At 70.5% G+C, this 24,016-nt stretch carries 22 protein-coding genes and 2 pseudogenes; 11 read left to right on the forward strand and 13 right to left on the reverse strand.

Annotation, left to right across the window (positions count from 1 at the left end; translation table 11 throughout):
- Entirely contained in the window at positions 1 to 1,707 is a 1,707-nt protein-coding gene (locus tag ABZT04_RS04650; RefSeq protein WP_356052880.1) for a bifunctional 3'-5' exonuclease/DNA polymerase, read from the reverse strand.
- 249 nt (positions 1,708 to 1,956) lie between these two features.
- Here ABZT04_RS04650 and ABZT04_RS04655 point away from each other — a divergent pair, with 249 nt between their 5' ends.
- A complete protein-coding gene (locus ABZT04_RS04655; protein WP_356052882.1) occupies positions 1,957 to 2,496 on the forward strand; it encodes a Uma2 family endonuclease in 540 nt (179 codons plus the stop codon).
- Positions 2,497 to 2,505: 9 nt separating this feature from the next.
- Here the strand turns inward: ABZT04_RS04655 and ABZT04_RS04660 are convergent, their stop codons facing one another.
- From ABZT04_RS04660 to ABZT04_RS04670, 3 genes are read right to left on the reverse strand one after another with little or no spacing between them, the layout of a single operon-like run.
- Positions 2,506 to 3,222: a Clp protease N-terminal domain-containing protein gene (locus tag ABZT04_RS04660; RefSeq protein WP_356052884.1), complete on the reverse strand. Its 717-nt coding sequence runs from the start codon at positions 3,220 to 3,222 to the stop codon at positions 2,506 to 2,508.
- Positions 3,223 to 3,253: 31 nt separating this feature from the next.
- On the reverse strand, positions 3,254 to 5,428 hold the full coding sequence (locus ABZT04_RS04665; protein ID WP_356052886.1) for an FtsX-like permease family protein: 2,175 nt from the start codon (positions 5,426 to 5,428) through the stop codon (positions 3,254 to 3,256).
- Complete coding sequence (locus ABZT04_RS04670) at positions 5,422 to 6,159, reverse strand: ABC transporter ATP-binding protein (protein ID WP_356052888.1); 738 nt, start codon at positions 6,157 to 6,159, stop codon at positions 5,422 to 5,424. Before ABZT04_RS04670 ends, ABZT04_RS04665 begins: the two co-directional genes overlap by 7 nt.
- Positions 6,160 to 6,263: 104 nt before the next feature.
- Between ABZT04_RS04670 and ABZT04_RS04675 the strand changes: the two genes are divergently transcribed.
- Positions 6,264 to 7,376 (forward strand): DUF2786 domain-containing protein, encoded by a 1,113-nt coding sequence (locus ABZT04_RS04675; RefSeq protein ID WP_356052890.1) that lies wholly within the window; start codon positions 6,264 to 6,266, stop codon positions 7,374 to 7,376.
- 6 nt (positions 7,377 to 7,382) lie between these two features.
- On the opposite strand, the gene ABZT04_RS04680 is transcribed toward ABZT04_RS04675, so the two are convergent.
- The 3 genes and pseudogenes from ABZT04_RS04680 to rpsN form a co-directional block, all read right to left on the reverse strand.
- Positions 7,383 to 7,901 (reverse strand): DUF4232 domain-containing protein, encoded by a 519-nt coding sequence (locus tag ABZT04_RS04680; protein ID WP_356052892.1) that lies wholly within the window; start codon positions 7,899 to 7,901, stop codon positions 7,383 to 7,385.
- Between the two features lie 63 nt (positions 7,902 to 7,964).
- Positions 7,965 to 8,474, reverse strand: a complete 510-nt coding sequence (locus tag ABZT04_RS04685) for a hypothetical protein (protein WP_356052894.1) — start codon at positions 8,472 to 8,474, stop codon at positions 7,965 to 7,967.
- Positions 8,475 to 8,550: 76 nt separating this feature from the next.
- Positions 8,551 to 8,799 (reverse strand): annotated as a pseudogene (rpsN, locus tag ABZT04_RS04690) (30S ribosomal protein S14); the annotation flags it as partial.
- Between rpsN and ABZT04_RS04695 the strand changes: the two are divergent.
- Both ABZT04_RS04695 and ABZT04_RS04700 read left to right on the forward strand, forming a co-directional pair.
- Positions 8,799 to 9,050, forward strand: a pseudogene (locus tag ABZT04_RS04695) (cobalamin biosynthesis protein CobW); the annotation flags it as partial. The pseudogenes rpsN and ABZT04_RS04695 overlap by 1 nt on opposite strands.
- Before the next feature lie 378 nt (positions 9,051 to 9,428).
- Entirely contained in the window at positions 9,429 to 9,647 is a 219-nt protein-coding gene (locus ABZT04_RS04700; RefSeq protein WP_356053072.1) for a DUF397 domain-containing protein, read from the forward strand.
- A 78-nt stretch (positions 9,648 to 9,725) separates the two neighbouring features.
- Here the strand turns inward: ABZT04_RS04700 and ABZT04_RS04705 are convergent, their stop codons facing one another.
- Positions 9,726 to 10,238 (reverse strand): ATP-binding protein, encoded by a 513-nt coding sequence (locus ABZT04_RS04705; RefSeq protein ID WP_356052896.1) that lies wholly within the window; start codon positions 10,236 to 10,238, stop codon positions 9,726 to 9,728.
- Between the two features lie 365 nt (positions 10,239 to 10,603).
- Here ABZT04_RS04705 and ABZT04_RS04710 point away from each other — a divergent pair, with 365 nt between their 5' ends.
- The 3 genes from ABZT04_RS04710 to ABZT04_RS04720 all read left to right on the forward strand — a co-directional run bounded on the left by ABZT04_RS04710 (position 10,604) and on the right by ABZT04_RS04720 (position 13,649).
- Positions 10,604 to 11,428: a helix-turn-helix transcriptional regulator gene (locus ABZT04_RS04710; RefSeq protein WP_355908054.1), complete on the forward strand. Its 825-nt coding sequence runs from the start codon at positions 10,604 to 10,606 to the stop codon at positions 11,426 to 11,428.
- Positions 11,429 to 11,532: 104 nt separating this feature from the next.
- The gene (locus ABZT04_RS04715) at positions 11,533 to 12,993 is read left to right on the forward strand and encodes an aldehyde dehydrogenase family protein (RefSeq protein WP_356052898.1); all 1,461 of its coding nucleotides are present in this window, start codon (positions 11,533 to 11,535) and stop codon (positions 12,991 to 12,993) included.
- A 122-nt stretch (positions 12,994 to 13,115) separates the two neighbouring features.
- Positions 13,116 to 13,649 (forward strand): DinB family protein, encoded by a 534-nt coding sequence (locus ABZT04_RS04720; protein WP_356052900.1) that lies wholly within the window; start codon positions 13,116 to 13,118, stop codon positions 13,647 to 13,649.
- On the opposite strand, the gene ABZT04_RS04725 is transcribed toward ABZT04_RS04720, so the two are convergent.
- Together ABZT04_RS04725 and ABZT04_RS04730 are read right to left on the reverse strand one after the other, a co-directional pair.
- Complete coding sequence (locus ABZT04_RS04725; RefSeq protein ID WP_356052902.1) at positions 13,643 to 15,049, reverse strand: glutamate decarboxylase; 1,407 nt, start codon at positions 15,047 to 15,049, stop codon at positions 13,643 to 13,645. The genes ABZT04_RS04720 and ABZT04_RS04725 overlap by 7 nt on opposite strands.
- A 41-nt stretch (positions 15,050 to 15,090) precedes the next feature.
- Complete coding sequence (locus ABZT04_RS04730) at positions 15,091 to 16,374, reverse strand: ion channel protein (RefSeq protein ID WP_356052904.1); 1,284 nt, start codon at positions 16,372 to 16,374, stop codon at positions 15,091 to 15,093.
- Between the two features lie 109 nt (positions 16,375 to 16,483).
- Here ABZT04_RS04730 and ABZT04_RS04735 point away from each other — a divergent pair, with 109 nt between their 5' ends.
- On the forward strand, positions 16,484 to 17,245 hold the full coding sequence (locus tag ABZT04_RS04735; RefSeq protein WP_356052906.1) for a MerR family transcriptional regulator: 762 nt from the start codon (positions 16,484 to 16,486) through the stop codon (positions 17,243 to 17,245).
- A gap of 15 nt (positions 17,246 to 17,260) precedes the next feature.
- Here ABZT04_RS04735 and ABZT04_RS04740 read toward each other — a convergent pair whose 3' ends face one another.
- Positions 17,261 to 17,626: a YbjQ family protein gene (locus ABZT04_RS04740; protein ID WP_356052908.1), complete on the reverse strand. Its 366-nt coding sequence runs from the start codon at positions 17,624 to 17,626 to the stop codon at positions 17,261 to 17,263.
- A gap of 139 nt (positions 17,627 to 17,765) precedes the next feature.
- Between ABZT04_RS04740 and ABZT04_RS04745 the strand changes: the two genes are divergently transcribed.
- Entirely contained in the window at positions 17,766 to 18,737 is a 972-nt protein-coding gene (locus tag ABZT04_RS04745; protein ID WP_356052910.1) for a VTT domain-containing protein, read from the forward strand.
- Positions 18,738 to 18,752: 15 nt separating this feature from the next.
- Here ABZT04_RS04745 and ABZT04_RS04750 read toward each other — a convergent pair whose 3' ends face one another.
- Positions 18,753 to 20,393, reverse strand: a complete 1,641-nt coding sequence (locus tag ABZT04_RS04750; protein WP_356052913.1) for a threonine/serine exporter family protein — start codon at positions 20,391 to 20,393, stop codon at positions 18,753 to 18,755.
- 103 nt (positions 20,394 to 20,496) lie between these two features.
- Positions 20,497 to 20,988, reverse strand: coding sequence for an inorganic diphosphatase (locus ABZT04_RS04755; RefSeq protein ID WP_356052915.1), 492 nt, complete (start codon positions 20,986 to 20,988; stop codon positions 20,497 to 20,499).
- 79 nt (positions 20,989 to 21,067) lie between these two features.
- Between ABZT04_RS04755 and dacB the strand changes: the two genes are divergently transcribed.
- Complete coding sequence (gene dacB / locus ABZT04_RS04760) at positions 21,068 to 22,696, forward strand: D-alanyl-D-alanine carboxypeptidase/D-alanyl-D-alanine-endopeptidase (RefSeq protein WP_356052917.1); 1,629 nt, start codon at positions 21,068 to 21,070, stop codon at positions 22,694 to 22,696.
- 74 nt (positions 22,697 to 22,770) lie between these two features.
- Positions 22,771 to 23,904, forward strand: coding sequence for a zinc-dependent metalloprotease (locus ABZT04_RS04765; RefSeq protein WP_356052919.1), 1,134 nt, complete (start codon positions 22,771 to 22,773; stop codon positions 23,902 to 23,904).
- Positions 23,905 to 24,016: the final 112 nt, after the last annotated feature.

A 24,016-nucleotide genomic window follows, 5' to 3' on the forward strand; every position in this document is an offset into this window, starting at 1 on the left:
CTACTTGGCATCGGCGTAGCACTCGACCACCGCGACCGTGAACGGAAACCGCACCGGCGTCTCCCCGAACGTCAGCCGTCCGGCGAGGTCGGCCGCCTCCTGTATCGCGGCGACCACGGCCTCGGCCTCCTCCTCGGGGCAGTGCACGATCACCTCGTCGTGCTGGAAGAAGACCAGCTCGGCCGCCAGCCCCGCACAGGACCGCCGGAGCGCGGCGAGCATCAGCAGCGCCCAGTCGGCGGCGCTGCCCTGGACCACGAAGTTGCGCGCGAAGCGGCCCCGGGCGCGGGAGTTGGTGGAGGCGTAGCCCGGCACCCAGCCCTGGTCGCCGTGGGAAGCCCCGGCGGGGGAGGCATCGGCGGGGTCGTCCTGGGGGATGCCCGCCTCCTCCGCCGCGTCCTCGCCCCCGGCCACCGGCGGGCAGGTCCGTCCCAGCCAGGTCCGGACGAGCCGCCCCTCCTCGCCGGCCCGCGCCGCGTCGTCGACGTACGCCACCGCCTTCGGGAACCGGCGTCTGAGCGCGGCGAGGTTCTTGAGGCCGTCGCCGGAGGTCTGGCCGTAGACCGCGCCGAGCACCGCGAGCTTGGCCTGGGCTCGGTCGCCGGAGAAGGCGCGGTCGGACACCGACTGGTAGAGGTCGGTGGCCCGGCCGGCCACCTCCATCAGCCCGGGGTCGCGGGAGATCGCGGCGAGCACCCGAGGCTCCATCTGATCGGCGTCGGCCACGACGAGCCGCCAGCCCGGGTCGGCGACCACCGCACGCCGGATGACCTTGGGGATCTGGAGCCCGCCCCCGCCGTTGGTGACCCAGCGCCCGGTGACGGTCCCGCCCGCGAGGAACTCCGGCCGGAACCGCCCGTCCCGCACCCAGTCCTGCAACCAGGACCAGCCGTGGGCCACCCAGATCCGGTACAGCTTCTTGTACTCCAACAGAGGCTTCACTGCCGGGTGGTCGAGGGACTGGATCTCCCAGCGCCGGGTCGACCTGACCTTGATCCCGGCCGCGGCGAAGGCCTTGACGACGTCCGCGGGCAGATCGGGCCGCACGCGTCTCCCGAAGGCGGCGGACACCTCGTCCGCCAGCTCGGCGAGTCGGCGGGGCTCACCGCCTCCCGCGTACCGCTCGCCCAGCAGTTCGTGCAGCAGCTCCCGGTGCACCTCGGCGCTCCAGGGCAGCCCCGCGCGGTTCATCTCGGCGGCGACCAGCATGCCCGCCGACTCGGAGGCGGTGAGCAGGCGCATCCGGTCCGGGTGCGTGGTGGTGTCGTGGCGCCGCTGCTGCTCGGCGTAGACCGCGAGGAGGTCGGCCAGCGGGAGATGCACGCTCTGCGGCTCGAAGAGCGAGGACTGCGAGCCGGGCTCGGCGGCCCGCTGCGGCGGATCCGGCGGAACGGGCCCGCCGCGCAGCCGGGCCAGCGCGGCGGCGGCCGAGCGCGGCTCGCCGTGCCGCCCCTCGTGGCCGAGCAGCAGGGTCTCGGCGTCCTCCACGTCATAGCACCGCTCCACCCGCACCCCCGCGGCGAGCAGCGCCGGATACACCTCGGCGGTGGACCGCCACACCCACCGCGAGACCTCTCCGCGCCCCCGCACGGCCTCGACGAGATCCGGCTCCCGCCGCACCGCCCCCACGGGCAGCCCGTCCGGACCGAGGGCGGCGACCTCTACGCCACCGCCCTCGGCCGGAGCGAGCGCCCAGCGATCGGTCATGTTCGCGAGTCTGGCACGCGGGTCTGACAACGGCCCCGACCTGCGCGAACCGGCTCGTGGTCCGGCCCGCCCCGAGCGAAGAAACGTCACGCGCACACTCGTACGAGTGACGCATCACGAGATCGCGGACGGCCCTCTCGCCTACGCTGGCAGGGTCGCTCCGTACGAAGGAGGTCCGCCGTGGCACTGACCGCCCCAGAGCGCCGACTGCACCTGAACCCTCATCCGAGTCCGATGGAGGAGAGGCGTATGGACACGTCGGTCGAGGCCGCCTTCGAGGCGTTCGACGCTGCCGCTCCGGAGGGTTGGCGCGTGGAGTTGATCGAAGGGAAGATCCACGTGGTGCCTCCGGCCAATGGGGAGCATGAAGAGATCGTGTCCGAGGTCACCGGGCAGGTCCGGGACCATCGAAAGGACTACGGGCGCTACACCGGCATCGGCCTGTGCATTCCCCAAGCATCCGACAGCGGCAAGGTGGTCCCCGACCTGGTGATCGCCCCGAAGGGCAGCTTCGCCGACGACCAGCGCTACCACGACCCCGCACCCGTCGTCCTCGTCGGCGAGGTCACCTCCGAGTCCACCGCCGCCAACGACCGCGGGCCCAAACTCCGCGGCTACGCCCGCGCGGGCATCCCCTGCTACCTGCTGATCGACCGCGAGGCCGGAACGGTCATCGTCTACAGCGAGCCCTCCGAGGACCGCTACACCCGTGCCGCCGAGATCGAGATCTCCAAGACCGTGGCGCTCCCGGAGCCGCTGGGGTTCGACCTGGACACCAGCCGGTTCTGAGGCGGCACGTCAGCCCTGGAGTTGGTGCAGCATCTCGGCGATGTGCCGTTCGCTCGTCGGCTTGTCGATGCCCAGGCTGTTCAGCACGCCCTCGCCGTTCTCGTGCTCCAGCAGGGCGAGCAGGAGGTGTTCGGTGCCGATGTAGTTGTGACCCAGGCGCAGGGCCTCGCGGAAGGTGAGTTCCAGGACCTTCTTAGCGTCGGGGCCGTAGGGGATGAGGTCCGGGACCTCCTCGGCGGCCGGCGGGAGCGCCGCTGTGGCCGCCTGGCGTACGGCGTCCAGGAGGACCCCCTGTGCGGTGATCGCCTTGGCCGCGAGGGCGTCCGGCTCGGCGAGGAGGCCGAGGATCAGGTGCTCGGGGCGGCCCTCGGGGTTGCGGGCGGCGACGGCCTCGTTGTGGGAGGCCATCACCACGTTCCGGGCACGGACCGTGTACCGGCTGAACCCCTGACTCGGATCGAGGTCGGCCGACTCCTTGGCCACGAACCGCTTCTGCGCCGCCTGCCGGGTAACCCCCATGCTCCTCCCGATATCCGTCCAGGAGGCCCCCGAGCGCCGGGCCTGATCCACGAAGTGGCCGATCAGATGGTCGGCCACATCGCCCAGATGATCAGCGGCGATGACCGCGTCCTCGAGCTGGTCGAGCGGGGCGGGGTGGACCTTCTTGATGGCGGCGATGAGGTCGTCGAGACGTACGGATGAGGTGACGTTCGGGTTGGTCGTCATGTGTCAACCGTAGGTTGACAGTCCCCAGGTGTCAACCCCGGGTTGACACCGTCACCGCCCCGCCGATCCCCGCCGCAACCACCCCGATCACCGCACAAGCCCCCACGCACACCCCCACCACTCCCCAAGGAGCCCCCACCCCCACAGGCGCCCCCAACACCTCCAACGCCCCAGCCAGACCAGCCAGGTTGACCGCACTCACCCCCACCCCGAGTCCGGCTCCCACCCCCACAGCCACCAGCGCCTCTCCTACGACAACTCCGAGCACCTGCCCGCGAGTTGCTCCCGCGAGCCCCAGTGACCGCAGTTCGCCGCTCCGCGCGGACATCGCCATCAGCAGCGTCGCAGCCAGCGAAATGCCCGCGTACACAAGGGAGATGCCCAGCACCACGAACAGCCCGAGCCGTGTCTGCGCCCCGCCCCGGCCACCCCCGCCACCCCAGATCCCCACCCGCGGATACGTCTCCGCCAGCCACGCCCCCGCACTCCGGACCGTCCCCCCGGACGCCCTCAACTCGCCCAGCACCCGCGCCCGTTCGCCCGCCCCGCCCGCGAGCCGCACCTCCAGCCGGTCCACCGCCGCCCCCGGCGCGTTCGCCGTCGTCACATACGCCCCGTTGTCGCCGGTCCCGCGCGCCAGTACCGCCACGATCCGCAGCCGGGCCGTCCGCCCGTCCCCGAGCCACACCCGCACCCAGGTGCCGACCGCGTGCCGCTGCCACTCCTCGTTCACGACGATCGAGCGGTCGTCCAACTCCCTTACGTCACCGGCGATCACCGGCAACCGCGTGACCTCGGTGAACGCCCGCACATCCCGTACGGCACGAGCGTCGGAGCGGACGAGGGCCGTACCGTCCTCCCGTACGAAGACCGCCGTCGAGGCGGACGCGGAGACGGTCGCACCCGGGACCGCCGAGGCCGTCGGAACCCTCAACCCCTCACCCGTGACGACGAATTGGGCCCGCGTCCGCTCCCGTGCCTCCGCCTCCTTCGCCCCCGTGACCGTCCACGCGGACCCCAGCAGCGAACCGGCCAGCGCGACCGTCACCAGAACGGGCGCCGCCACAGCGGCGGTTCGCCGTACCGAGGCCGCCGTGTTCTCGCGGATCAGCAGCCCGCAGGCGCCCGGCAGCCGCACCATCAGCCGTACGACGGGGCCCACCAGGGCGGGGGCCAGCGCGGCGAGTGCCGTGATGAGGATCATCGGCTGGGTCGTGTACGTCTTCCGTTTCAGCAGGTCCGCCGGGTCCGTCCACAACGACCGGGCCAGCAGGGCCAGTCCGGCCGTCAGCAGCAGACCGCCGATCAGCTTCCGCGACCACGGCAGCACCCCCGTGTCCACGGCCGCCTCCCGCAAGGCCTCCGCAGGTCCCACCCGCCCGGCCCGTCGCGCGGCCGCCCACGCACCGGCCGGTGCCACCAACACCCCGACACAGAAGGCGACTTCGTACGGCCACCCCACATCCGCCCGCAACGCGAACCACGACGGCGCCACCCCGCCCTCCACCAGCGCCCGCACCAGCCACGGCGCGGCCGGCACTCCCAGCGCGCACCCGGCCGCCGACGCCACCAGCCCCACCGCCCCGGCCTCCCCGAGCAGCAGTCGCCGTACCTGACCCGGAGTCGCCCCCGCCATCCGCAGCAGCCCCAACTCCCTTCTCCGCAAGGCGATCATGAAGGCGAAGGTCGAGGCCATGACGAACACGGACACGAAGCCGGTGACCCCGGCGGCCGTGCCGAGCAGTGCGACGACGGAGGTCAGTTGCTCGGCGTCGCGTGTCGCGGACGGATCGGCGAGCCGACGCGCACTCCCCGTCAGGACGCGCGCCCGCTGGCCCACCACCGCCCGTACCGCCGCGACCGGCGCGTCGATCCCGACCGCGTCCCGCCGTCCGGCGGCGGCCATCCGCACCGGTCCCAACGCCCGTAGTTCCGCCAGGAGTTGGTTGTCCACAGGGTGTGGATGAGCGAGCTTCTTCGTCACCTTCGCGGTGGACGCACCGCGCCGCACCTCCACGGTGAGCGTGTCCCGGCCCAGCACCACGACCGGCGAGGACGCGAACCGCTCCGGCGCCCGCTCCGGCGCGCCCACCGCCGAGGCGAGCCCCGCGAGCGCCGCCGCCAGCACCGCGACCCCCAGCCCCACAGCGACGAACGCACCGACCAGCGACACCCACCGCGTACGCAACGAAGCCAGGATCAACACGGCACGCCCTCCAGTTCCGTCAGGCGCGCCGCCACCTCGGCCGCGGACGGTGCGAGCAGTTCCCCGCCCAGTCGGCCGTCGACGAGGAAGACGACCCGGTCGGCGTAGGACGCGGCCACCGGATCGTGGGTGACCATGACCGTCGTCTGGCCCTCGACGTCCACCAACTGCCGTAGCAAAGTGAGCACTTGGCGGCTGGTGTTCGTGTCCAGCGCCCCCGTCGGCTCGTCCCCGAACAGCACCGCCGGGCGCGTGATCAGTGCCCGCGCGAGTGCCACCCGCTGCTGCTGCCCGCCCGACAACTGCGACGGCCGGTGCCCGGCCCGCTCCGCCAGCCCCACCCGCTCCAGCGCCTCGCGCACGGCCCCGCGCGAGGGGCGGCGCCCGGCCAGCCGTAGCGGCAGGGCCACGTTCTGCGCGGCGGTGAGCGAGGGGAGGAGGTTGAAGGACTGGAAGACGAAGCCGATCCGCTCGCGCCGGAGCAGCGTCCGCCGGCGTTCGCCGAGGCCGGACAGGTCCACTCCGGCGACTGTCACCGTCCCACCGTCCGGCCGTTCCAGCCCCGCCGCGCACTGGAGCAGCGTCGACTTCCCCGACCCCGACGGCCCCATCACCGCCGTGAACGTCCCGGCGCCGAAGTCCAGATCCACCCCGTCGAGGGCGCACACATCGCCGTAGTGACGCCGAAGTCCCCGAATCCGTACGACTGTCCGTACGACTGTCTGTGTCATGCCCCCATCGCACCGCGCCCGGCCCGCGCGCACACGACCACCAGCGGGCGTCCCGGGGGTATGCCCAGCCCTACCTCCCCGCCACCCCATGACACGATCGACGGGTGAGCAGCACGACCGGCACCGTCGAGCGCGCCTTCGAGGCCGCCCTCTACACCGACACCCACGACGCCCTCGACGCGGGCGCCTCGATCCTCGCCGCCGACCCCTCGGCCGACCCCGAACTCGCCCGGCGGGGGCGGGAGTTCGTCGCGGCGGCCTGGCGGCGCGGGTGGCAGCCCGCCGATGTCGTACGGCTGGTTCGGCGGGACCTGGACGACGTACACGTACGACTCGTGTCGGCGCTGATCCGCGAGCAGGCGCCCGACGACCGGGCGCGCGGACCGCGCTGGACGGCGCAGGTGGAGGAGCTGGCCGCCGCCGGGCCGCCGGCCCGCACCGACCGCTTCACGCACGCCACCACCGTGCTGGAGCTGTACCGGCTGCTGCTGCGGCTGCCGAGCCTCGAACCCCTGGACGAACCGAAACGGCACGAGAGCCGTCGGCCCGCGTCCCGCATGCTCACCCGCATCCGCGCGCTGCTCGCGAAGGCGGAGGCGACCGGGTTCCCGGAGGAGGCGGAGGCGCTGAGCGCCAAGGCGCAGGAGCTGATGGCGCGGCACAGTATCGACGAGGCGCTGCTCGACGCGCAGGCACCGGCGAAGGACGCGCCCGGGGCCTGCCGGATCGGGGTCGAGGCGCCGTACGAGCAGGCGAAGGCGGTGCTGCTGGACGCGGTCGCCGGGGCGAACCACTGCCGGGCCGTGTGGAACGAGGCCTTCGGTTTCTCCACGGTCGTCGGCTTCGAGGGCGATCTGGAGGTGGTCGAGCTGCTCTACACCTCACTGCTGGTGCAGGCCACGACCGCGATGACCCGGGCGGAGGCGGCCCAGCGCGCGGGCGGCCGTAGGCGGACCAAGACCTTCCGGCAGTCGTTCCTCGCCGCCTACGCCCACCGCATCGGGACCCGGCTGGCCGAGGCCGCCGGAACCCAGGTGACCGACGACCTGCTGCCGGTCCTCGCCACCCGCGAGGTCGCCGTCACCGACCGCGTCGACGAGATGTTCCCGGAGACGACCACGACCCGGCTGCGCGGAGTCAGCGACGAGGCGGGCTGGACGGAGGGCGCCGAGGCGGCGGACCGTGCCCAGGTCAGGGCCCGGCCACCGCTCGGCTGACGGACGTCAGTCGCCGGCCTGGGTGAAGGCGCCGACCGAGGCCTCCGAGTCGCTCACCGAGGTCTTGCCCTGGACGGGCCCGTAGGACCACTTGTAGCTCGCGGTGTCGCTGCTGCCCGGCAGGGTGATGACCACCTTCGTCGCGGCCAGGCTCAGCTTGTCGCCCGCCTTGCCGCGTACGTAGGTGATGGTGAAGGACGCCGCGTCGCCCTTGGCGAGCGTCAGCTTCTGCGCCTTGGCGCCCTTCTGGGTGGCGAGGGCGACCTTGGTGTCGCCGGCCTCCAGCGAGGCGCCGGGGAAGCCGTCCAGGGTGCAGGGCTTGCTCTGGTTGGTGAGCGAGACGGGGACCTCGCCCGTGTCGCCCGCGGCCGGGGCGGTGCTGGCGGGGCCGACCTGGACGGCGACCCCGTCGAAGGAGCAGGCCGAGCCGTTCTTGCTGTCGGCGGAGCCGCCGCCGCTGTCGTTGCACGCGGTCAGGAGCAGGGCCGACGCTACGGCGGTGACGGCGAGGGAAATGGTGCGCATGAGGGGATCATCCCGCACCGGACGAGGGTCCGCCGACACGAGGCCCACGGGACGCGGAGTCGGCTACGACCCGAGGCTCGCCGTCGGCAGGCCGGACGGCATTTGTCCGCCCTCGGAGCGGGTGTAGGTCTCCTTGCCGAGACTGCCCGACCAGGTGACCGCGAGACTCGACTTGCTGACGGAGCCGACCATTCCGGTCGCCCGGGTCTTGCTCCCGTCCGTGCACGTGAGGTGGATCATCTGCATGCCCGCCTCCTCGCCGGCGGTCCCGCTGCACACGCTTCCGCCGGTGGTGAAGAGCGCGGCCTGCTTGCCGGTGATCACCAGCGCCACCGCCTTGCCGCCGGTCGTGGCGAGCCAGCTCCCCTGCAGCCCGTCGGACGCGGCCGACGGGCTGCTGCCGGTGGAGCCTCCGGTGTCCGCCGTGGCGGTCGAGGTGGCGGACGCGCTCGGCGTGGACGAGGAGTCGTCCTTGGAGTCGCCGCTGCACGCGGTCAGCACGAGCGCGCCCGCCAGACCGGCGACAGCGGCCGCGATCCGTACCGTCGACACCGTCGAAAACGCCGTAGTCACTGGTAGCTCCCCATGCTGTAGCCGGACGGCCGCCCGGTCGGCCTTGGCCGGAACGACCGCAGCAAGCTACCAGGGGTCACCAGGAGGATTTGCGGACGCCGGGTAGGTATCCGCTGTGAGCCTGCCCGCGCAGGTTCACCCGGGACAGCCCGAAGGCGCGGACGTAGCCGCGGGGCCGCCCGTCGACCTGGTCCCGGTTGCGCACGCGCGTGGCACTGGCGTCCCGCGGCTGGTCGCTCAACTCCCGCTGGGCGGCGACCCGTTCGGCCTCGGTCGAGCCGGGCCGCCGGATGATCTCCTTCAACTCGGCCCGCCGTGCCGCGTGCGGGGCCCTGGCTGGCCTCGTTGCCCGATGCCTCCTGGGAGTTGGTGCCGCCGGTGCGCCGTGCCGCCGCCGCGCTCGACTGGCATCCGGAGCGCGGGGACTGCTGTCAGCATCTCGTCTTCACGTCCCCGGGTCCCGACCGCGACGGACTCGAACGGCTCCTGGAGTCCTGCCTGTTGACCGACATCGAGTACGCCGCTGGGCCCGCTGCCTGGAAACGTCTCCCGCCCGCCTTCGAAGCCTTCCTGGAGAACGTCAGCAGCGCCCAGCGGCAAAGGGGTTTGCCGCCGCGATCAAGAACGCCCGGGAGATGGCATTGTTGCCCTACTCGACCCGATAGCCGCCCTCTCCCGGAACACAAGTGCCCCGGTACGCGTCTTCACTAGGACATGTCCTGCGAGGACCGGGGCAGACGCTGGAACGGCATCGGTAAAGCAGTCGTCAAAGCTGTAACCGGAGGACCACCCCCCGTGCACGTGCATCTGCCCATGCATCTGCACATGAACAGGGCTATGATCCGGAACAGTTGACCACTGCATCAATGGCCACACCAGCCAGTGCACAACCGGGAGCGACCTGTGGACCACCGCGTTGACAGCGTGTACTTGACGTACGACGTGTACAACGGCATGGCTGCCACCCAGCTTGACGGAGTGGCCTGGCAGAAGAGCCGGCACAGCAACTCGCAAGGCTCCTGCGTGGAGTTCGCGCGGCTGCCGGGAGGGGACGTGGCGGTGCGCAACTCCCGCTTCCCCGACGGTCCCGCGCTGGTCTACACACGCGCCGAGATCGAGGCGATGCTCCTGGGCATCAAGGACGGCGAGTTCGACCACCTGATAACCACCTGACGGTGGGCTGGCGGTCCGGCACGGCCCCGGCGTCGGCAACGCGCGTAGAACCGCGGCCCGAAAAAGAGCCGCGGTTCGTCACGCGTCGTTCGGCGCGGTGTCGCTCTGCAGCTGGAACAGTGCCCAGACGACCTTGCCGCTGAGCGTCCCCGCGAGCGGGTGCCAGCCCCAGCCGTCGCTGAACGACTCGACGAGGAACAGACCCCGCCCCGACTCCGCCGAGAAGTCGCCCGAGTCCTGCGCGACGGGACTGTCGTGACTGGGGTCGCGCACCGCGCACACCAGCCGCTCGGTCCACCGCATCAAGTGCAGCCGTACGGGCGGGTTCTGGTCCACGGCGCGAGGAGTGTTGGCCGGCAGCGCGTGCCGCAGCGCGTTGGTGACCAGTTCGGAGACCACCAGGCAGACGTCGTCGAAACGGTCGCCCAGATCCCACTGGTCGAGCGTGCGACGGGTGAACTTCCGTGCCTCGCGCACCGCTTCGTAGCGGGCGGGCAGGGCACAAGAGGCGGCGCTGGACACGGCGGAGGGGTCCAGCGGTGGAAGGCCCTGCCGTAACGGCTTGAGCATGGTCGATCCATTCGTCCCCATGCGAGGCACTCCCGGGAATTCGCGGTCGTTGCGATGCAGCGGTGGCGCGAGACCATGGTTTCGGATGCGTACAGCAGATGCAAGGGCAGATGCACGTGCAGCTGACCGAATTGGACCCACCCGTACCGCTTGTTGGCCATTTTTTCCGCCAACTTCACGCCGTTCTCACGCCTTGACCTTGCTTCTTCCTGACCTCTTCCTGACGACTTCCTGGCGACTTCCTGTGAAGGGGAGTCCCTTCTTTCCATTTCTGTAACCGAACGAGTACTGCTCGAAGTGTTTTAGTGGCAGACTGCGGCCCCTGAAGACGGTTGGGGAGGCTGACGAACGTGAGCGCGGGAGAGCCCGGATCGGTGGTGCGGCGGATGCTGCTCGGCTCGCAACTCAGGCGACTGCGTGAAGCACGCGGGATCACCCGCGAGGCCGCGGGGTACTCGATCCGTGCTTCCGAATCCAAGATCAGTCGCATGGAGCTGGGGCGAGTGAGCTTCAAGACCCGGGACGTAGAGGACCTGTTGACGTTGTACGGCATCACGGACGAGGCGGAGCGCATCTCACTCCTCTCCCTCGCGAAGGAGGCCAACGTAGCGGGCTGGTGGCACAGTTACTCGGACGTCCTGCCCAGTTGGTTCCCCACCTATGTGGGGTTGGAGGGCGCCGCCTCCCTCATCCGCGTCTACGAGGTGCAGTTCGTGCACGGACTGCTGCAGACCGAGGCGTACGCCCGCGCGGTCGTCCGGCGCGGTATGAAGGGCGCGAGCGAGGCCGATGTGGAGCGGCGCGTGGCGCTGCGTCTGGAGCGGCAGAAGTACCTGGTGAACGAGAACCCGCCGGACTTCCACATCGTCCTGGACGAGGCCGCCCTGCGCCGCCCGTACGGCGACCGCGAGGTGATGCGCGGCCAGCTCCAGCATCTGATCGAGGTCTCCGAACACCCCAACGTCCGCCTCCAGGTGATGCCGTTCGGCTTCGGCGGTCACGCCGGCGAGTCCGGCGCCTTCACGCTCCTCTCCTTCCCGGAGTCCGACCTCTCGGACGTCGTCTATCTGGAGCAGCTCACCAGCGCGCTGTATCTGGACAAGGCCGAGGACGTCACCCAGTACGAGAAGGCACTGAAGGAGCTCCAGCAGGACAGTCCGGGTCCGGACGAGAGCCGGGATCTTCTTCGGGGACTGCTCCAACTCTCTTGAAACACAAGTACGATGACGTGTGATCAGACCGTGATGATCGTGTCTGTTTCAGGCCGCGCTGACCGTGTCTGCTGTTGATCGTCTGCCAGCGATTGAGGGATCACATGTCGTCCTACTTCACCGACCTTGCTCAGCAGTACATCGACGGCGAATGGCGCCCGGGCACCGGCTCCTGGGACATCATCGACTTCAACCCGTACGACGGCGAGAAGTTGGCGTCGATCACGATAGCCACGGTCGACGAGGTCGACGAGGCGTACCAGGCGGCCGCCCGCGCACAGAAGGCGTGGGGCGCGACCAACCCCTATGCCCGCCGTGCCGTGTTCGAGAAGGCGCTGCGGCTCATCGAGGACCGCGAGCAGGAGATCGCCGAGGTGATCATCGCCGAACTCGGCGGCACGCACCTGAAGGCCGGCTTCGAACTGCACCTCGCCAAGGAGTTCCTGCGCGAGGCGATCCACCTCGCGCTGCGCCCCCAGGGCCGGATCATCCCCTCGCCGGTCGACGGCAAGGAGAACCGCGTCTACACCGTCCCGGTGGGCGTCGTCGGCGTGATCAGCCCCTTCAACTTCCCCTTCCTCCTCTCCCTCAAGTCGGTCGCCCCGGCACTGGCGTTGGGCAACGGCGTGGTGCTCAAGCCGCACCAGAACACCCCGATCACCGGCGGCTCCCTGGTCGCGAAGATCTTCGAGGACGCGGGCCTGCCCGGTGGCCTCCTCAACGTCGTCATCACCGACATCGCGGAGATCGGCGACGCGTTCATCGAGCACCCGATCCCGAAGGTCATCTCCTTCACCGGCTCCGACAAGGTCGGCCGCCATGTCGCGACCGTCTGCGCCTCGCACTTCAAGCGCTCGGTGCTCGAACTCGGCGGCAACAGCGCCATCGTGGTCCTCGACGACGCCGACATCGACTACGCGGTCGACGCGGCGGTCTTCAGCCGCTACGTCCACCAGGGCCAGGTCTGCATGGCCGCGAACCGTGTCCTGGTCGACCGCGCGATCGCCGACGAGTTCACCGAGAAGTTCGTCGCCAAGGTGAAGTCCCTCAAGGTCGGCGACCCGCGCGACCCGGGGACCGTCATCGGCCCGGTCATCAACTCCTCGCAGGCGGACGCCATTTCGGGCGTCGTCGACCAGGCGATCGCGGAGGGCGCGACGGCCCTCGTGCACGGCACGGCCACCGACAACCTGGTCGAGCCCTCGGTCCTGACCGACCTCCCCGCAGACTCGGCGCTGCTGCGCCAGGAGGTCTTCGGCCCGGTCGCCTTCCTCATCCCGTTCGACGGCGAGGAGGAGGCGGTGAGCATCGTCAACGACACGCCGTACGGCCTGAGCGGCGCCGTCCACACCGGCGACATCGAGCGGGGCGTCAGCTTCGCCAAGCAGATCGACACCGGCATGTTCCACGTCAACGACGGCACCGTCCACGACGAGCCGATCGTCCCCTTCGGCGGCGAGAAGGCCTCCGGCCTGGGCCGCCTGAACGGCGAGTCGATGCTGGACGCGTTCACCAGCCTGAAGTGGATCTCGGTGCAGCACGGACGCAGCGGTTTCCCCTTCTAGATCCCTCTCCGATCCAACCGATCCGGCGATTGAGGACAGAACCTGACCTCGATGGCCCGTAGCTTCGTCGGTGTCGGGCAGGGGGACGGGCTCCCTGTCGGCACCGGCGAAAGGCGAAGGCCATGGTCACGCACGTGGAGGCACAGGACGACGAGCGCGAGGCGCTGCTCGCGTTCATCGAGGAGCAGCGGGGCGGCATCCGCCGGGCCCTGCTCGGACTGACCGAGGAACAGGCCGCGAGCAGGCCGAGCGCCAGCGAACTCTCGCTCTCCGGCCTCCTCAAGCACGTCTCCCAGGTCGAGCAGGGCTGGATCGCCCGGGCGAAGCAGGAGCCGCCGGCGGTTGAGCGGGACCAGTCCAACTGGCACGAGTCGTTCCGACTGGTCGGCGGGGAGACCGTCGAGTCCCAGCTCGCGTACTGGGAGAAGGTCGCCGCCGAGACCGAGGCGTTCATCCGCTCGGCACCGAGCCTCGACGACACCTTCCCGCTCCCGAAGGAACCCTGGTTCCCCGAGGGCAGCGTCTCGATCCGCTGGGTCTGCCTCCACCTGATCCGGGAGACGGCCCGCCACGCCGGCCACGCGGACATCATCCGCGAGTCCCTGGACGGTGCGACGGCCTATGAGCTGGTGGCGAAGGAGCGAGAATCTCAGTGATGGAACCCCGTAGCCGCGCCCTTGTCCCGAGTAGCTGGATGCGCCTGGCGGCGCAGCTCCGGGAGCAGGCGGGTCAGGTCGTCCAGGAACAGTTCCGCGAGGTCTGCCGAGAAGCCGTTGCGGCAGACGACGCGTAGGACCGAGAGGTCCTCGCGGTTGGCCGGGAAGGTGTAGGCCGGGACCAGCCAGCCGTGTTCGCGGAGGCGGCGGGAGACGTCGAACACGTCATAGGTCTCCACGCCGGGGGCGGTGGTGAAGGCGAAGACCGGCAACTCGTCGCCCCGACTGAGGAGTTGGAAGTCACCGAGTGCTTCCACCCGCTCGGCGAGGCCGCGGGCCACGTCCCGGGTGGTCTGCTGCACCGCGCGGTAGCCCTCGCGGCCCAGCCGTAGGAACGTGTAGTACTGGGCGACCACTTGGGCGCCGGGGCGGGAGAAGTTGAGGGCGAAGGTGGGCATGTCGCCGCCCAGGTAGTTGACGCGGAAGACGAGTTCCTCCGGGAGGGCCTCCTTGTCGCGCCACAGGGCCCAGCCGACGCCCGGGTAGACCAGGCCGTACTTGTGGCCGGACGTGTTGATCGAGGCCACGCGCGGGAGGCGGAAGTCCCAGACCAGGTCCTCGTCCAGGAAGGGCGCGACCATGGCGCCGGACGCGCCGTCCACATGCACCGGGATGTCGAGACCGGTCCGCTCCTGGAGCGCGTCGAGCGCGGCGCACAGGTCGGCGATCGGCTCGTAGGACCCGTCGAAGGTCGAGCCGAGGATGCCGACGACCCCGATCGTGTTCTCGTCGCACAGCTCGGCGGCGGCCTGCGGGTCGAGGTGGAACCGGTCGCCCTCCATGGGGACTTGGCGCGCCTCGACCTCCCAGAAGTTGCAGAACTTCTCCCAGCACACCTGGACGTTGACCCCCATCACCAGGTTCGGACGGGCGGCCGGGTAGCGGTCCTTGTTGCGCTGCGTCCAGCGGCGCTTGAGGGCCATCCCCGCGAGCATGCAGGCCTCGCTGGACCCGGTCGTGGAACAGCCCACCGCGGCCGACGGGTCCGGCGCGTTCCACAGATCCGCGAGCATCGCCACACAGCGTCGCTCCAGCTCGGCCGTGCGCGGGTACTCGTCCTTGTCGATCATGTTCTTGTCCCGGCACTCCGCCATCAGGAGCCCGGCTTCGGGCTCCATCCAGGTGGTGACGAAAGTCGCCAGGTTCAGCCGGGAGTTGCCGTCCAGCATCAGCTCGTCGTGCACGAGCTGGGCCGCCGTCATCGGGGTCAACGGTGCGTCCGGGAGCCGGTGTTTGGGCGGGGCCTCGATCATGCCGCCGACCGGATTGGCCTCTCCGTAGAAGGGGTTCATGGACATCGGGCGCTCGTGGGGCTGCTGGGGACCTTTGTGCAATGCCATGGGCGTGCCTCCTGCGGAATTGTCGAAAGGATCAACGGGTGTCAGCGAACCGGAGTTCCGTCCGCCCGCAACTGCATCTGCGGCCTCCCGGTCACCAGCAGCCACGCCGGCAGCGAGGCGATGCACAACAGGGCGATGATCGCCGGCGAGGCCACCAGGACGGCGGCGGTGAACAGGCTCACCCAGCCCTGCCGGGTGATCGCCAGCAGCATGCCCAGGACGCCCGCGGCGACGCCGAGTGCCGGATGCACCGCCGGGACGACCGCGTGGGCGAACAGCCCGAACGCGGCGCCGATGAACACCGAGGGGAAGATCCGCCCGCCCCGGAAGCCGCAGGACGCGGCGACCACCAGCGCGGCCAGCTTCACCACCGTCATCGTCGCGAACTGCCCCGCCGACCAGCCCTCGGGATCGGCCGCCAGCGCCCCGACCTCGTCCAGCCCCTTGAAGAGCGTCAGATGGCCGCCCACGGCCGCCAGCAGGCCCAGCACGAGCCCACCGGCGGGAAGCGCCAGCATGGGGTGCCCGAGCCGGGAGAACGCGGCATGGACGTACGGGAAGCCGCGGACCGCGCACATCCCGAGCAGCGCGGCCAGCGGCGCCAGCACCAGGACGGCCAGCAGATCGCCCCAGCTCGGCCGACCGAACGGGGGCAGATGCAGGTCGAAGGTCGGATGGGCCACCAGGGTGGTGGTCACGGCGCCGACACTGGCCGCTGCGAGCGGCGCGAACACGTTGTCCCACAGGCCGCCCTTGGTCTGCCGCCCGGCCAGTGCCTCCGAGATGAGCAGTGCCGCCGCCACCGGCGTCCCGAAGAGCGCGCCGATCGTCGCCGACTCGGCCAGCACCGCCCACGCCCCGCCCGGCACCCGGGGCGCCAGCCTGTGTCCGACCCACACGGCGAGCCCCACGTTCACGGCGATTAGCGGGTTCTCCGGCCCGAGACTCGGGCCGCCCGCGAGCATCAGCGCGGTCGCCAGCACCAGCCCGGGCAGCACTACGGGCGGCAGCGCCACGGCCTCCAGGCCTGTGGTCGCCGGATCGGGACCGGCGTGTCCCGGCACCTTCCACACCACGAGACCGACCGCGACGCCGGTCGCCGTCAGCATGACGAGCATCCACAGGACCGAGTACCGGCCGATGCCCAGAGCGTCCGGCAGGTTCTTCCACAGCACGTGCTGGAGCAGCTCGGCCACCTCGCTCACCCCGAGGAAGAGCAGGCTCGCGAGCACGCCCACGACCAGAGCGGGCACGATCAACGGCACCAGGGCGCGCGCCGGAGTCGTCGGGGCAACGGATGCCTGTCGCACGGTGTCCTGGGCCACGGGCTCACCATAAGCGGGCAAAACGGACCGAACATCTTGAGCGTGCGGGACTTGCACCTCACGTGACGTGAGGCCTCAGCGTGGAGCGCGGACACAGAAGGGAGCGGAAGTGAGCTACTCCGTAGGACAGGTCGCCGGATTCGCCGGGGTCACCGTGCGCACACTGCACCACTACGACGACATCGGCCTGCTCGCCCCGAGCGAGCGCAGCCACGCGGGCCACCGGCGCTACGCCGACACCGACCTCGACCGGCTGCAGCAGATCCTGTTCTACCGGGAACTCGGCTTCCCGCTCGACGAGGTCGCGGCCCTGCTCGACGACCCGGACACGGACCCGCGCGCGCACCTGCGCCGCCAGCACGAGCTGCTGACCGCCCGGATCGAGAGGTTGCAGAAGATGGCCGAGGCCGTGGAGCACGCCATGGAGGCACGCACGATGGGCATCAATCTCACCCCCGAGGAACGCTTCGAGGTCTTCGGCGACAAGGACCCCGAGCAGTACGCCGAGGAGGCCGAACAGCGCTGGGGCGGCACCGAGGCCTACGCCGAGTCGCAGCGCCGGGCCGCCCGCTACACCAAGGCCGACTGGAAACGCCTTCAGGCCGAGGTCGACGACTGGAGCGAGCGCTACGCCGCCCTGGTGACCACCGGCGAACCACCCACCGCCGAGGCGCCCATGGACCTGGCCGAGGAACACCGCCTGCACATCGACCGCTGGTTCTACCCGTGCTCGTACGACATGCACGTGTGCCTCGCCGGGATGTACGTCTCCGACGAGCGCTTCAAGGCGTTCTACGACTCCATGGCCCCCGGCCTGGCCGAACACCTCAGGGACGCGATCCTGGCGAACGCGTCCCGGCACACCTCCTAGGGACCTGGCCCGGGGTCACACCCGGGCCAGGACCACCGCCGTCCCGTAGGCGCACACCTCGGTGCCCACGTCCGCCGCCTCGGTTACGTCGAAGCGGAACGCCAGGACGCCGTTGGCGCCACGCGCGCGTGCCTGCTCGATGAGCCGCTCCATGGCCTGGTTGCGGGTCTGCACGAGGGTCTTGGTGAGCCCCTTCAGCTCACCGCCGACCATCGACTTCAGACCGGCGCCGATCTGGCTGCCGAGATGCCGTGAGCGCACGGTCAGCCCGAACACCTCGCCGATCACCTGCTCGACCCGGTACCCGGGGATGTCGTTCGTCGTCACGACCAGCACATCGGCCTGCGGCCCCTGGCCGCCGCCGTATTCGTCGATACCCATGGCTCACAGCTTTGTCCTATGGGAGGCACAGTGCATCCTGGAGACACCGGTGGAACCTGGGACGGACACATTGCGTTGATAGCTTTGTGCGGCTGTTGCCTGGACGCCGTATCCCTCCACCCCTCAGGAGCCCGGAACCGTGATGACGCTTGCCCTCGGACCGAGCTGGCTCGATCCGAACACCATGCTCGACCGGTTCGGGATCTGGGGCCTGCTCCTCGTGGTCTTCGCGGAGTCCGGCCTGCTCATCGGGTTCTTCCTGCCGGGTGACTCCCTGCTGTTCACCTGCGGCCTGCTGATCACCGCGGGCACCCTGGACTTCCCGTTGTGGGCGGCGATCGCGCTGATCTGCGTGGCCGCGATCCTCGGTGACCAGGCGGGCTACGTCTTCGGCAAGAAGGTCGGCCCCTCGCTCTTCACCCGGCCGAACTCACGCCTCTTCAAACAGGAGAACGTGGTCAAGGCGCACGAGTTCTTCGAGAAGTACGGCCCCAAGTCGCTGGTCCTGGCCCGCTTCGTGCCCGTCGTGCGCACGTTCACGCCGATCATCGCGGGTGTCAGCGGCATGAAGTACCGCTCGTTCATCACGTTCAACGTGATCGGCGGTGTCCTGTGGGGCGCGGGCGTGACCCTGCTGGGCTCCTGGCTCGGCAACATCGACTTCGTCCACAAGAATATCGAAGCGATCCTGATCCTGATCGTCTTCGTCTCGGTGGTCCCGATCATCATCGAGTTCCTGCGCGCCCGCTCCAAGGCCAAGAAGGAGCCCCGGGGGCCCCACGGGAACGGGGCGCAGCCCGGCGACCCGGCCGCGACCCAGCCGTTCCCCGTGATCATGGACGACTCGACGACCCAGCTCCGCCGCGTGGACGAGCCCCAGCAGCAGCCCCACCAACAGCAGCAGCGACAGCACGACAACGGCTACGACCAGAACAACGGCTACGACCAGTACTACGCGCAGCCCCAGCCCCAACAGCAGCCGTACGCCCAGCAGTACCCCCAGCAGACGTACCAGCCGCAGCAACAGCAGCAGCCGTACGGCAACCAGCAGTACCCCTACGACGACCAGGGCTACCCGCAGAACTCGCAGAACGGCTACCCGCAGGGCTGAGCTCCCGGGCGGCGCTCAGAACCCCCTGGTCCGCTTCGCTGCCCGCCGGGCCCCCGCCGAAGCGCCTGGGACCCGCAGGAACAACCGCGAGATCTCCGACCCCAGGTTCACCCCGATGGCGATGGCCATGGCGAGCGAGGCGGCCGTGGCCAGCGACACCAGCCCCTTGTCGACCTTGTTCTGAGCGATCGACAACAGCCCGAAGTACGTGGACGATCCGGGCAGCAGGGGCCCGATCGCGGCCGTCGTGTACGGCAGCGCCGACGCGAAGCGGTAGCGGGACAGCAACTGCCCGAAGAGGCCGACCAGCCCCGCGGCCACGGCGGTCGAGGCGACCGGCGAGATCCCGGCGACGTAGTGCATCGCCCCGTACACCGACCAGGCGACGCCCCCGTTGAGGGACACCAGGAGCACGGTGGATCGTTCCTGCTGGAGCAGGACCGCGAAGGTCAGCGACAGCAGGACGGACGCGGCAATCTGCCACAGCGGCCGATTGGAGTTGCCGAGGGCCACGTCCGGGTCGAGCTGGGCGCCGAGCTTCACGCCGAAGTACAGGACGATCAACACGCCGGCCACGATGCCGACGAAGAAGTACATGACCTCCAGGAGCCGCGCCGACGCGGTGATGTAGAAGCCGGTCAGCCCGTCCTGCACGCCCGCCACCAGCGCCCGCCCGGGCAGCAGCGCGAACAGCCCACCGGTGATCACCGCGGAGGCCTTCACATCGACGTTGGCGACCGTGAGCGCGATCCCTATCGCGGCCGGCGGCATCGCGGCGACCGTGAACTGGTAGAACTCCGGCAGCCCGCGCCCCGCGCACAGCCACGCCAGCCGGTCGCCGAGCATCGCCCCGAGCGCGGCGGCGACGAACACGATCACGTCGCCGCCGACGAGCACCGAGGCGGCCCCCGCGAGCAGTCCGCTGGCCGAGGTCAGCACCCAGCCGGGATACGGGTGCCGGTTGCGTCGCATCTCCGCGAGCCGCCGGTAGGCCTCCTCCAGGGAGAGCGCGGTCTCCGGGTCGCTCAGGTCGTCGACGAGCCGGAACACGGCCGCGAGCCGCGTGTAGTCGGTGCCCCGGCGCCGCACGGTCCGGGAGGCGGTCACCGGATCGTCCACCAGGGAGGGCTGATAGGAGATCGACAACAGGGTGAAGGTGACGGTGGGCTCGCAGCGGTCGAGGCCGTAGGAGCGGCAGACCGCGAACATCGCCGCCTCGACGTCCTCCGCGCCCTCCCCGCCCGCGAGCAGCAACTCGCCGATGCGGAGCGTCAGATCGAGCACGCGCGGTACGGCGGGACCGCTGTCGTCCGCCTTCTGCACCGGCTCCGGCGCCGGCCGCTCGGTCACCGGCATCCGCAGCATCGTGCGCATCCGGTCCTGCCAGGGCACGTCCTTGGTCAGGCTGACGACGGGGATCCCGGTCGGCGGGGTGAAGGCGGGCGGCGCCTGTCTGGCGCGGTAGGTCCGGGGCGGACTGAATGCCGACCCCTCCGGCTCCTCGACGGCCGGCACCGGCGTCACGTCGAGCCCCTGCGGGACGGCGAACTCCGAGGTCGTGGACGATTCCCCGTCGATCGCCGCGACGCCCACCGGAGCCGTGAACGCGCTCCTGGCCTCGTCCGACTGCGGCTTGCGGTCCTCCGCTTCCGTCACTCCGTAGCACTCCCTGTACGACACCTGCGGTGATCCTCAGTATGCGCACAGACAGGAAAACGGGCCGCACGCGTACGCGTGCGGCCCGTCTGCAACAGGGGGCTCAGTGGCCGCCCTGCTCCTTCAGCCGCTTGTACGAGCGCTCGATCTCCAACTCGGCGTCCGTACGGCCCACCCAGTTGGCACCCTCGACCGACTTGCCGGGCTCCAGGTCCTTGTAGACCTCGAAGAAGTGCTGGATCTCCAGGCGGTCGAACTCCGACACGTGGTGGATGTCACGCAGGTGCTCCACGCGCGGGTCGGACGCCGGGACGCACAGCAGTTTGTCGTCGCCGCCGGCCTCGTCGGTCATCCGGAACATGCCGATCGCGCGGCACTTGATGAGGCAGCCGGGGAAGGTCGGCTCCTCCAGGATGACCAGCGCGTCCAGCGGGTCGCCGTCCTCGCCGAGCGTGTTCTCGACAAAGCCGTAGTCGGCCGGGTAACTGGTCGAGGTGAAGAGTCGACGGTCCAGGCGGATCCGACCGGTCTCGTGGTCCACCTCGTACTTGTTCCGCGAACCCTTCGGGATCTCGATCGTGACGTCGAACTCCACCGGTGGCTCCTCCATGATCAGCACATAGTTCTGGTGGTTAAGTGTCCCTCACGCAGGTGTGTGATCGCGAAAGGGGCTGGTGGTCGTGCCGGAGCTGAGGCCTTGGCGGGCCGTGAGACCGCATGTGGCGCGGGTCGCACGAGCCGCCCGGCCCCGTCTCGTGCGGGCCGCGCAATCCGTGAAACCGCGCGTGACGCGGGTTGCCCAAGCTGTGTCGCCCCAGGTCACAAGGCTCACGCAGGCCGTGTCACCACAGCTCGCGCGGTTGCCGCGGCCCGACAGAACCTGGCGGTTCCCCGCGGTCGCCACCACCGCCGGAATGGCACTGGCCGCCGTCGTGGTGACCGCCGCAGGTCCCTGGGACTCCTCGGGTCAGCGTACGGCCGAGCGGGACCACGCAGTCGCACAGGAACGTTCAGGTGGCGTAGATCACGGCCGTAATTCCGATACGTCCGCCAAGGCGCCCCGTCCTGCACCGAGCGCCGCATCCGTCCTGGTCGGCCTCGGCGGCTCGGCGAGCACGGTGAAGTCGGCCCCGACCGGCACGGCCCTCACGGACGTCCTGAGTCCCCTCCTGGACAACGCGGCGCTCGGCACCCGCCACACGGCAGCCGTCGTGGACGTGTCCACCGGCAAGCGCCTCTACGGCGTCGGCGCGGACGACGCGCTGACCCCGGCCTCGACCACGAAGATCGCCACCGCCGTGGCCGCCCTCTCCGCGATGGGCGCCGACCACCGCTTCACCACCCGCGCCGCCCTGGAGCCCGACACCAAGGAACTCGTCCTGGTCGGCGGCGGCGACCCCACCCTGACGGCCCGCCAGGACGACGAGGGCTGGGCCAGTCTGCGGACGCTGGCCGACCGCACGGCGGCCACCCTGAAGAAGCGCGGCGTGAGCCAGGTGACGCTGTCGTACGACACGACCCTGTACGCCGGCGGCGAACTCCACCCGATCGGGGTCAACTGGAACCTCGCCCCGGTCAGCGCCCTGATGGCCGACGAGGGACGTACGGACGACTCGTCGAGCGGGGCGGTCAAGCGCGTGACGAACCCGGCGGCGGACGCGGCCAGGAAGTTCGCGGACTTCCTCGCGGACCACGGCATCAGGACGACGTCCCCGGGCCCCTCCAAGGCGACCGGCCGCGCGGACACCCTCGCCACGGTCACCTCGCCGCCGCTGTCCGACCTGGTCGAGCGGATGCTGACCAACAGCGACAACGACATCGCGGAGGCACTGGCCCGCCAGACCGCCGTAGCGACGGGCAGGCGGGCCGACTTCGACGGGGGCGCCGCCGCGATCGCCGCCCAGTTGAAGAAGCTCCAACTCCCGGTCGGCGGCGCGGACTTCAACGACGGCAGCGGCCTCAACCGCGACGACCGCCTCACCGCCGACCTCCTGACCGCCCTCCTGGTCAAGGCAGGCGACCCGGCCCACCCCGAACTCCGCCCGGTCCTCACCGGCCTCCCCATCGCCGCCTTCACGGGCACCCTGACGACCCGCTACACGGACGCCACGGGCGCGGCAGGGGTCGTACGCGCCAAGACGGGCACCCTGACGGGGGTCAACACCCTGGCGGGCACGGTCGTCGACAAGGACGGCCAACTCCTGGCCTTCGCGTTCCTGGCGTCGGACACGACGGATCCCCTGGCCGCGCAGGCGGCACTGGACCGCACGGCCACGGCGCTGGCGGCCTGCGGCTGCTCATAGCCGAGCCGCCATCGAGCAGCTCTCGCGCACCTCGTGCCCTGCCCCAAGCGGCAGCGCTCACGTACGGTTGACGCATGACGAGCATCGGTGGTGCTGCTTCTTCTCAGATGGTCGACTGGAATCTCGCGGTGGCGACCGCGACCCGACTCGTGCGGCCGGGCCCCGAAGTGAGCCGTGACGAGGCCCGGGCCGTCGTCGCGGAGCTGCGCCGGCATGCGAAGGCCTCGGAGCAGCACGTCCGGGGTTTCACCCGGATGGCCACGGACGACATCCACGACACCCCGATCCTGGTCGTCGACCGCCCCGGCTGGGTCCGGGCGAACGTCGCCGGGTTCCGGGAGGTCCTCAAGCCGCTGCTCGACAAGATGCAGGAGCGGCGGAGCAACACCCCCGGGGGCGCGGTCTTCGGCGCGGTCGGCGGCAAGGTCACCGGCGTCGAGCTGGGCATGCTGCTGTCGTTCCTGTCCTCGCGCGTGCTCGGTCAGTACGAGACGTTCGCCCCGGCCTCCCGCGAGCTGCCGGCGGGCGCGAAAGGCGGACGGCTGCTGCTGGTCGCGCCGAACATCGTCCATGTGGAGCGCGAACTCGACGTACAGCCCCACGACTTCCGCCTGTGGGTGTGCCTGCACGAGGAGACGCACCGCACGCAGTTCACGGCCGTGCCCTGGCTGCGTGACCACCTCGAGGGTGAAATCCAGTCGTTCTTGGGGGAGACCGAGGTCGACCCCATGACGGTCCTGGAGCGCATCCGGGAAGCGGCCCAGTCGCTGGCCGGCGGCCGGCCCGAGGGCGAGGAGGACGAGGACGGCGGTCGCTCCCTCGTGGAGATCGTGCAGACGCCCGCCCAGCGGGAGATCCTCAGCCGTCTCACCGCCGTGATGTCCCTTCTGGAGGGGCACGCCGACTTCGTGATGGACGGGGTCGGTCCCGAGGTGGTGCCGAGCGTCGCGGAGATCCGCGAGAAGTTCCAGCAGCGTCGTGCGAAGGGCGCCTCCCGGCTGGACTCGGCGCTGCGCAAGCTGCTCGGCCTGGACGCCAAGCTGAGGCAGTACCGCGACGGCGAGCGGTTCGTCCGCGCGGTCGTCGACCAGGTCGGCATGGACGGCTTCAACCGGGTGTGGACCTCCCCGAACACGCTGCCGACCAAGACGGAGATCGCCAAACCGGCGGACTGGGTCGCGCGGGTGCACCGCAAGGCCGAGTCGTGAACCGTCGCGGGCGTGGTGAAACGAATCCGGCCGACGGCAGGCGAACGCCCCCGCAATCACCCGTCCGAGGGACCGTGAGCGATGGGTAGGCGTGCAATGCTCGGGGAACGCC

It is taken from the genome of Streptomyces sp. NPDC005492, from assembly GCF_040605995.1.
GTDB lineage: Bacteria > Actinomycetota > Actinomycetes > Streptomycetales > Streptomycetaceae > Streptomyces.

Bases quoted from the DNA above. Each gene is read 5' to 3' on its own strand.
- ABZT04_RS04705 (WP_356052896.1), bottom strand. From the start codon at position 10,238: ATGGGGACGAATGGATCGACCATGCTCAAGCCGTTACGGCAGGGCCTT.
- ABZT04_RS04715 (WP_356052898.1), top strand. From the start codon at position 11,533: ATGTCGTCCTACTTCACCGACCTTGCTCAGCAGTACATCGACGGCGAA.
- ABZT04_RS04680 (WP_356052892.1), bottom strand. From the start codon at position 7,901: ATGCGCACCATTTCCCTCGCCGTCACCGCCGTAGCGTCGGCCCTGCTC.
- ABZT04_RS04765 (WP_356052919.1), top strand. From the start codon at position 22,771: ATGACGAGCATCGGTGGTGCTGCTTCTTCTCAGATGGTCGACTGGAAT.
- ABZT04_RS04700 (WP_356053072.1), top strand. From the start codon at position 9,429: ATGGCTGCCACCCAGCTTGACGGAGTGGCCTGGCAGAAGAGCCGGCAC.
- ABZT04_RS04660 (WP_356052884.1), bottom strand. From the start codon at position 3,222: ATGACGACCAACCCGAACGTCACCTCATCCGTACGTCTCGACGACCTC.
- ABZT04_RS04670 (WP_356052888.1), bottom strand. From the start codon at position 6,159: ATGACACAGACAGTCGTACGGACAGTCGTACGGATTCGGGGACTTCGG.
- ABZT04_RS04655 (WP_356052882.1), top strand. From the start codon at position 1,957: ATGGACACGTCGGTCGAGGCCGCCTTCGAGGCGTTCGACGCTGCCGCT.
- ABZT04_RS04720 (WP_356052900.1), top strand. From the start codon at position 13,116: ATGGTCACGCACGTGGAGGCACAGGACGACGAGCGCGAGGCGCTGCTC.
- ABZT04_RS04650 (WP_356052880.1), bottom strand. From the start codon at position 1,707: ATGACCGATCGCTGGGCGCTCGCTCCGGCCGAGGGCGGTGGCGTAGAG.
- ABZT04_RS04725 (WP_356052902.1), bottom strand. From the start codon at position 15,049: ATGGCATTGCACAAAGGTCCCCAGCAGCCCCACGAGCGCCCGATGTCC.
- ABZT04_RS04740 (WP_356052908.1), bottom strand. From the start codon at position 17,626: ATGGGTATCGACGAATACGGCGGCGGCCAGGGGCCGCAGGCCGATGTG.
- ABZT04_RS04710 (WP_355908054.1), top strand. From the start codon at position 10,604: ATGCTGCTCGGCTCGCAACTCAGGCGACTGCGTGAAGCACGCGGGATC.